This window comes from Lentzea miocenica, from assembly GCF_033949945.1.
Lineage (GTDB): Bacteria > Actinomycetota > Actinomycetes > Mycobacteriales > Pseudonocardiaceae > Lentzea > Lentzea miocenica.
Genome location: NZ_JAXAVW010000078.1, coordinates 1 through 7,392, shown reverse-complemented (window position 1 = coordinate 7,392; position 7,392 = coordinate 1). Strand labels below are relative to the sequence as shown.

At 70.5% G+C, this 7,392-nt stretch carries 6 protein-coding genes; all 6 read left to right on the top strand.

Translation table 11 applies throughout. The annotated features are described in order from the left end of the window. Positions 1–87 precede the first annotated feature (87 nt). The 6 genes from SK803_RS46150 to recN all read left to right on the top strand — a co-directional run bounded on the left by SK803_RS46150 (position 88) and on the right by recN (position 7,253). Positions 88–2,736, top strand: a complete 2,649-nt coding sequence (locus tag SK803_RS46150; RefSeq protein ID WP_319972609.1) for a hypothetical protein — start codon at positions 88–90, stop codon at positions 2,734–2,736. After that, complete coding sequence (locus SK803_RS46145) at positions 2,733–3,527, top strand: HAD-IIA family hydrolase (protein ID WP_319972608.1); 795 nt, start codon at positions 2,733–2,735, stop codon at positions 3,525–3,527. The genes SK803_RS46150 and SK803_RS46145 overlap by 4 nt, the downstream gene beginning before the upstream one ends. Before the next feature lie 5 nt (positions 3,528–3,532). After that, positions 3,533–3,700: a hypothetical protein gene (locus SK803_RS46140; protein WP_319972607.1), complete on the top strand. Its 168-nt coding sequence runs from the start codon at positions 3,533–3,535 to the stop codon at positions 3,698–3,700. Positions 3,701–3,706: 6 nt separating this feature from the next. Next, the gene (locus tag SK803_RS46135) at positions 3,707–4,504 is read left to right on the top strand and encodes a TlyA family RNA methyltransferase (RefSeq protein ID WP_319972606.1); all 798 of its coding nucleotides are present in this window, start codon (positions 3,707–3,709) and stop codon (positions 4,502–4,504) included. Next, positions 4,501–5,391 (top strand): NAD kinase, encoded by an 891-nt coding sequence (locus SK803_RS46130; RefSeq protein ID WP_319972605.1) that lies wholly within the window; start codon positions 4,501–4,503, stop codon positions 5,389–5,391. The genes SK803_RS46135 and SK803_RS46130 overlap by 4 nt, the downstream gene beginning before the upstream one ends. Positions 5,392–5,483: 92 nt before the next feature. Beyond that, on the top strand, positions 5,484–7,253 hold the full coding sequence (gene recN / locus SK803_RS46125; protein ID WP_319972604.1) for a DNA repair protein RecN: 1,770 nt from the start codon (positions 5,484–5,486) through the stop codon (positions 7,251–7,253). Positions 7,254–7,392: the final 139 nt, after the last annotated feature.

Below are 7,392 nucleotides of genomic sequence, written 5' to 3'. Positions count from 1 at the left end.
TACTTCCCTGAAGGGGCTTGTGATCGCGGGGCACAACTACAGTGCTTCGATCACAAGCCCCTTTCAGCGTGTCTATAGGAGGATTTGGTGTCCAGGTTCGGGGATCGTCCCGGCGACCGTCAGCGTGGCCAGGGAGACCGACCGCGCCATTCCGACGGTGGCCGCCCAACAGGCGATCGCAAGGTAAGCAACAACAAGCGTGACGACCGCGGCGGTGCCGCCGGCGGCCGTGACTTCAAGCCCCGCGAAGACCGCGGTGGCTACCCGCGTGGTGAGGGCTCCGGCGACCGCAACCGCAGCGGAGACCGTCGAGACGACCGCGCAGGCAACCGCACCGGCTCCAGCGACCGCGGTGGCTACCGCGGCAGCAGCGACCGCAGCAGTTCGAGCGACCGTGGTGGCTACCGCGGTAGCAGTGACCGTTCCGGCTCCAGCGACCGTCCGGGCTACCGCAAGAGCGAGGGCTCCGGCGAGCGTTCCGACCGCGGTGGCTACCGCGGCAGCAGCGACCGCAGTGGTTCGAGTGACCGTGGCGGGTATCGCGGCAGCAGTGACCGTTCCGGCTCCAGCGACCGCGGCGGCTACCAGCGTCGTGAGGGTTCCAGCGACCGTGGCGGTTTCCGCAAGGACGACCGTGGCGGCGACCGCCGTGACTTCAAGCCCCGCGAGGACCGCGGTGGCTCCAGCGACCGTCGTGACTTCAAGCCCCGTGAAGACCGCGGCGGCTACCAGCGCCGCGAGGGCTCCAGCGACCGTGGTGGTTACCAGCGTCGCGAAGGTTCGAGCGATCGCGGTGGTTACCGCGGCGGCGAGGGCTCCGGCGACCGCGGTGGTTACCAGCGTCGTGAAGGTTCCAGTGACCGTGACGGCTACCAGCGTCGTGAGGGCTCGAGCGATCGCGGTGGTTACCGCGGCGGCGAGAGCTCCGGTGACCGTGGTGGCTACCGGGGCAGCAGTGACCGTTCCGGCTCCAGCGATCGTCGTGACTTCAAGTCGCGCGAGGACCGTGGCGGCTCCAGCGACCGTGGTGGTTACCAGCGTCGTGAGGGTTCCAGCGACCGTGGCGGTTTCCGCAAGGACGACCGTTCCAGCGACCGCGGTGGCTACCGCAAGGACGACCGCTCCGGCGACCGTCGTGAGTTCAAGCCGCGCGACGACCGTTCCGGCTCGCGCAGCGAAGGTTCGAGCGACCGCGGCGGTTACCAGCGTCGCGAAGGCTCCAGCGACCGTGGTGGTTACCGCGGCAGCAGCGACCGCAGTGGTTCGAGCGACCGTGGCGGGTATCGCGGCAGCAGCGACCGTGGCGGCTCCAGCGACCGTGGTGGTTACCAGCGTCGTGAGGGTTCCAGTGACCGTGGCGGTTTCCGCAAGGACGACCGTTCCAGCGACCGTGGCGGGTACCGCAAGGACGACCGCTCGAGCGACCGCGGTGGCTACCGCAAGGACGACCGTTCCAGCGACCGCAGCGCGCCTCGCGCCGGCGGAAGTTCGAGCGACCGTCCCGCCTACCAGCGCGACGACCGCCGTGACGAGCGCAGCCGTGAGCGTGCGGCGCGTTTCCAGGACCGGATCTCCGACCAGGACGGCACCGAGGCCGAGAGCGCTGAGGGCACCTCTGGCGTGACGGCTGACGGCGAGCGTGCCGGCTACCGCCTGGGCGACGGCGCCGCGGCCACGCGTGCCGCCGCAGGTCGCGAGCAGAACGCCGGCAGCACGACCTCCGACGACGAGCTCGCCGACTCCACCGACGCGGTGGCGGCCGGCGACGACTCCGACGGCAGTGTCGAGGGCGCAGACGAGACCGGCAGTGGTGCTCGCGCCGACGTCGACGCTGACGCCGACGTCGACGCTGACGACAACGAGGCCGACAGCAGCGACCGGGCCGACGCCGACAGCAACGCCGGTGTCGTCGACGCCGACGACCGCGACTCGGACGTCCGCGATGACAGCGATGCTCGCGACACCCGTGACGACGCCGCCGGCAGCGACGACAGTGCCGGCAGTGACGACGCCGCCGGCAGCGGCAGCAGCGACGAGGCGCCCGCGCCCCGTGGCGGACGTCCCGAGCTGCCGGAGGAGGCCGACCTGTCGGCCCTCGACCCGGAGATCCGGGCCGAGCTGCGCAGCCTGCCCAAGGGACTCGCGGAGATCGTCGGCAGGCACCTGGCCGCGGCCGGGCTGCTGATCGACGAGGAGCCGGAGCTGGCTCTGGAGCACGCCCGGTACGCGCGCAGCAAGGCGGCGCGGGTCGGCGTGGTCCGGGAAGCGGCTGGGCTGACCGCTTACTTCGCGGACGAGTGGGCCGAGGCGCTCAGCGAGCTGCGGGCCGCGCGCCGGATGATGGCCGGGCCGGGCCACCTCGCGATCATGGCCGACTGCGAGCGGGCGCTCGGGCGGCCGGAGCGGGCCATCGACCTGGCCAAGGACCCGTCCGTCAAGGACCTCTCCCAGGAGGACGAGATCGAGCTGCGGATCGTCGCGGCCGCTGCTCGCCGGGACATGGGTCAGCTCGAGGCGGCCGTGGTGGCGTTGCAGGGTCCGGATCTCGATCCGGGGCAGCGCACTCCTTACTCCGCGCGACTCTTCTACGCTTACGCCGACAACCTGGCCGCGGCCGGTCGCATCGAGGAAGCGGTCAAGTGGTTCCTCAACGCCGCCGAGGCTGACGACGAAGGGGAGACGGACGCCGCCGAGCGCGCGTTCGAGTTGACCCAGGAGGAGACCGCGCAGCAGTGAGCGAGACGTTGGTTGACCGGTACGACGCGTTGCTGATCGATCTCGACGGCACCGTGTACCGCGGACCCGTTGCTGTACCCGGCGCGGCGGAAGCCATCGCCGAGGCCAGAAAGACAGGCGTCGGGATCCGGTACGTCACCAACAACGCATCTCGCTCACCGCAGGCGGTCGCGGATCACCTCGTCGAGCTCGGGTTCGACACGAGCGTCGACGAGGTGAGCACCTCCTCGCAGGCGGGCGCGGCCATGCTGGCCGAACGTCTGCCGAAGCGTTCCACTGTGCTCGTGCTCGGCACCAAGGCCCTGGAGGCCGAGGTGTTCAAGCGCGGACTCATCCCGACCGACACCGCCGACGGTGCGGTGGCGGTCCTGCAAGGGCTGTCGATGGACCTCGGCTGGCGCGAGCTGGCCGAGGCCACCGTGGCCATCCGCAACGGCGCGTTGTGGGTCGCGTGCAACGTCGACGCCACCCTGCCCACCGAACGCGGTCTGCTGCCCGGCAACGGCTCCCTCGTCGCGGCGCTCAGGGCGGCGACCGACCAGGAGCCACTCGTCGCCGGCAAGCCCGCCACCCCGCTGTTGCAGCAGGCGGCGAAGGATCTCGGCGCGCAACGCCCGCTGGTGATCGGGGACCGGCTCGACACGGACATCCTGGGCGCGGTCAACGCGGGTATGGACTCGTTGCTCGTCCTCACGGGTGTGTCGACCGCGGAAGAGGCGCAAGCGCTTCCGGATGAGCAAAGGCCCACGTATGTCGGCGCGGACCTGTCGGTACTCCATCGGCTACCGTAAGACGAGTGAGCTACCCCCTGCCCGGACCGCCGCCCAACCCGGCCGACGCCATCGACGGCGCGCTGGAGCGGCTCGACGGGCTCGAGAACGTTCCCCTCTCCGAGCACGTGGCGCGGTTCGACGCTGTGCACGCGACGCTCACCGAAGCGCTGTCGAGCATCGACAAGGTGTGATGCACAGTGCCTCGCAGGGTGCGGCTCGATGCCGAACTCGTGCGCAGGGGGCTCGCCAAGTCCCGTGAGCACGCCAGCCAACTCGTCGCGGACGGTCGCGTCACGGTGCGCGGCACCGTCGCGACCAAGCCCGCGACCGCCGTGGAGACCTCTGACGCGGTCGTCGTCAAAGACCTCGACAACGACCCGAACTGGGCCTCGCGCGGGGCTCACAAGCTGATCGGCGCGCTCGACGGGTTCAAGATCGACCCGACGGGCAAGCGCTGTCTCGATGCGGGCGCGTCCACTGGCGGTTTCACCGATGTGCTGCTGCGCCACGGCGCGCGCCAGGTGGTCGCCGCCGACGTCGGACGCGGGTTGCTCGACTGGAAACTGCAGACCGACGACCGGGTGGTGGTGAAGGACAAGACCAACGTCCGCACCCTCACTCCGGAGGACATCGGCGGGAAAGTTGAACTCGTCGTAGCGGATCTTTCGTTTATCTCGTTGAGGCTTGTGCTTCCCGCACTGGCCGCGTGCCTCGACGAGGAAGGCGACCTGCTGCCGATGGTCAAGCCGCAGTTCGAGGTCGGCAAGGAACGTCTCGGCTCGGGTGGCGTGGTGCGCGACCCCGAGCTGCGCGCTGAAGCCGTTCTCGAGGTGGCGAAGGCAGCGGAGGGGTTGGGTCTGGCTGTGCACGGGGTCGTCGCGAGCCCGCTGCCCGGTCCGTCCGGCAACGTCGAATACTTCCTCTGGCTCCGCAAGGGCGACCCGGTCGACCCCGCGGAGATGGTGCGCACCGCCGTCGAAGAAGGGCCCCAATGAGGGAAGTCCTGCTGGTCGTCCACACCGGGCACCAGAGCAACATCGATCTCGCCCGTCAGGTCGCCGGCCGTCTCGCGGTCGGTGGCGTCACGACGAGGGTGCTCGACGACGAGGCGCGTGACCTCGGCCCGTCGTGCTGCACCAAGGTCGTGCCCGCCGACGACCACGCGGCAGAGGGCACCGAGCTCGTCCTGGTGCTGGGCGGTGACGGCACGCTGCTGCGCGGCGCCGAACTGGCCCGCCCGGCGCGGGTGCCGGTGCTGGGCGTGAACCTGGGCCGTGTCGGGTTCCTCGCCGAGGCCGACTCGGACGCGTTGCACGAGGCGGTCGGCCACGTGCTGGAGCGCGACTACTTCGTGGAAGAGCGCATGACGCTCGACCTCGTCGCGACGGTCAACGGCGAGGTCGTCGTGAAGACGTGGGCGCTCAACGAGATCAGCGTCGAGAAGCTGATCCGCGAACGCATCCTCGAGGTCGTCGTCGAGGTCGACGGACGGCCCGTGTCGGCGTTCGGCTGCGACGGCGTGCTGTGTGCGACGCCGACGGGCTCGACGGCGTACGCGTTCTCCGCCGGCGGACCTGTCGTGTGGCCGGACGTGCAGGCGATCCTGGTGGTGCCGAGCAACGCGCACGCGCTGTTCGCACGGCCGTTGGTCGTCTCGCCGAAGTCGCACGTGGCGTTCGAGATCGAGCAGACCGGGCATCCGGCGGCCCTGTCGGCGGACGGGCGGCGCACGTTCGAGTTGCCCGCGGGTGCGCGGATCGAGATCGTGGAAGGCGCGTTGCCGCTCAAGGTCGTGCGGCTGCGCCAGGCTCCGTTCACGGACCGGCTGGTCGAGAAGTTCGCCCTGCCGGTGAAGGGATGGCGGGGACCATCGGCAGGCTGATCGCGCCGATCGGTGCATCGGCACTCGCTCGTTATGGTGCCCGCGGAGAAATGTCGGACCCGACAAGTAAGGTTCGCCCTGTGCTGGCCGAGATGCGCATCAATGGCCTTGGTGTTATTGACGAGGCCACCCTCGAACTCGATCCCGGATTCACTGTGGTCACTGGTGAGACGGGTGCGGGCAAGACCATGGTCGTGACCGGGTTGCACCTGCTCGGCGGTGGCCGCGCGGAGGCGTCGCGGGTGCGTACCGGTGCCGACAAAGCGGTGGTCGAAGGCCGCTTCCAGGCACCGGCGGGCAGCCCTGCCGCGAAGGTGGCGGAGGAGGTGGGCGGCGAGGCGGACGAGGACGGTTCGCTGATCGCGATCCGCACCGTCGGCGCCGACGGCCGCTCCCGGGCCCACGTCGGTGGCCGCTCCGTGCCGGTCGGCGTGCTGTCCGAACTGGCGGAGCAGCTGATCGCCGTGCACGGTCAGAACGACCAGCTGCGCCTCATGCGCCCGACCGAGCAGCGCGGCGTGCTGGACCGCTTCGCCGGCGACGACGTGGCCGAGCCGCTGCGCGAGTACCGGAGCATCCGCGAGGAGTGGCTGCGCGTCACGACCGAGCTCAAGGAACGCACCGAGCGTTCCCGTGAACTCGCCCGTGAGGCCGACCTGCTGCGCCACGGCCTGGCCGAGATCGACGCGGTCGACCCCAAGGCGGGCGAGGACCTCGAACTGCACGACGAGGCGCGCCGCCTGGCCGACGCCGACCAGCTCCGCGAAGCCGCCCAGGGCGCGCAGTACGCGGTGTCGGGCTCGCTGGAGGGCGACCCGGACAACCCCGGCGCGCTCGGCCTGATCTCCGAGGCCGCCCGCCGCCTGTCCGCGTCGGAGGACCCGAAGCTGCGCGAGATGGAACCGCGACTGGTCGAGGCGGCGACGCTGCTGGCCGACGTCGGCGCCGAGATCTCCGGCTACCTGGACCACCTCGAGGCGGATCCCGGTCGTCTTGAACAGGTCCTGCAGCGCCAGGCCGAACTGAAGGCGCTGACGCGCAAGTACGCGGCGGACGTCGACGGTGTGATCGCGTGGGCCGCTGATGCGCGGGCTCGCCTGAACGGGCTGGACACGTCCGAGGAGGCGCTGACCGGGCTGGCCACTCGTCGCGACGAGCTGGCGCTGGAGCTGGCGAAGCTGGCTGAGCAGGTCACGGCCGCTCGGGTCGAGGCCGCCGGTGAGCTCGGGAAGGCCGTCACCGAGGAGCTCGACGGGCTGGCCATGCCGCACGCGTCGGTGGAACTCGCCGTTCGGCCTCGGCACGCTGAGGCCGGGGACGCACAGGCGTTGGTGGTGGGGCGGTCGATCCTGCACGCGGGGTCTTCTGGGGTGGACGACGTGGAGCTTCGGCTCATCTCGCATCCTGGCGCTCCTGCTCTGCCGGTGCACAAGGGTGCGTCCGGTGGTGAGCTTTCGCGGGTGATGCTGGCGCTTGAGGTCGTGCTGTCGCATTCGGACCCGGTGCCCACGCTGGTGTTCGACGAGGTGGATGCCGGGGTTGGTGGGCGTGCCGCCGTTGAGGTCGGGCGTCGGCTGGCTCGGTTGGCCCGGTCGCACCAGGTGATCGTGGTTACGCACCTGCCGCAGGTGGCGGCGTTCGCGGATCGGCATCTTGTGGTGGACAAGTCCGCGGATGGGACGTTCACGCGGTCCGCTGTGCGGAGGCTGGACGAGACGCAGCGGGTGGTTGAGCTGGCTCGGATGCTTGCCGGGATGGATTCGACTGATACCGGTCGGGCGCATGCTGAGGAGTTGCTGGCTGCGGCGAAGGCGGACAAGTCGTCGGCGCCTGTGGTTCGGCGGCGCAAGAAGAAGGCCTGACGGCGGGGGCGGGTTTGAGGGTCGCTGGCTTTGAGGGTGGTCGCCTTGCGGGCGGCGAGGTTGCGTTGAGTGCTTCCCCTGGGGGACTCCGTCCCCCAGACCCCCTGCCAATCTGATCTGGGGGTACCACGCCACACGT

Bases quoted from the DNA above. Each gene is read 5' to 3' on its own strand.
- SK803_RS46130 (WP_319972605.1), top strand. From the start codon at position 4,501: ATGAGGGAAGTCCTGCTGGTCGTCCACACCGGGCACCAGAGCAACATC.
- recN (WP_319972604.1), top strand. From the start codon at position 5,484: ATGCGCATCAATGGCCTTGGTGTTATTGACGAGGCCACCCTCGAACTC.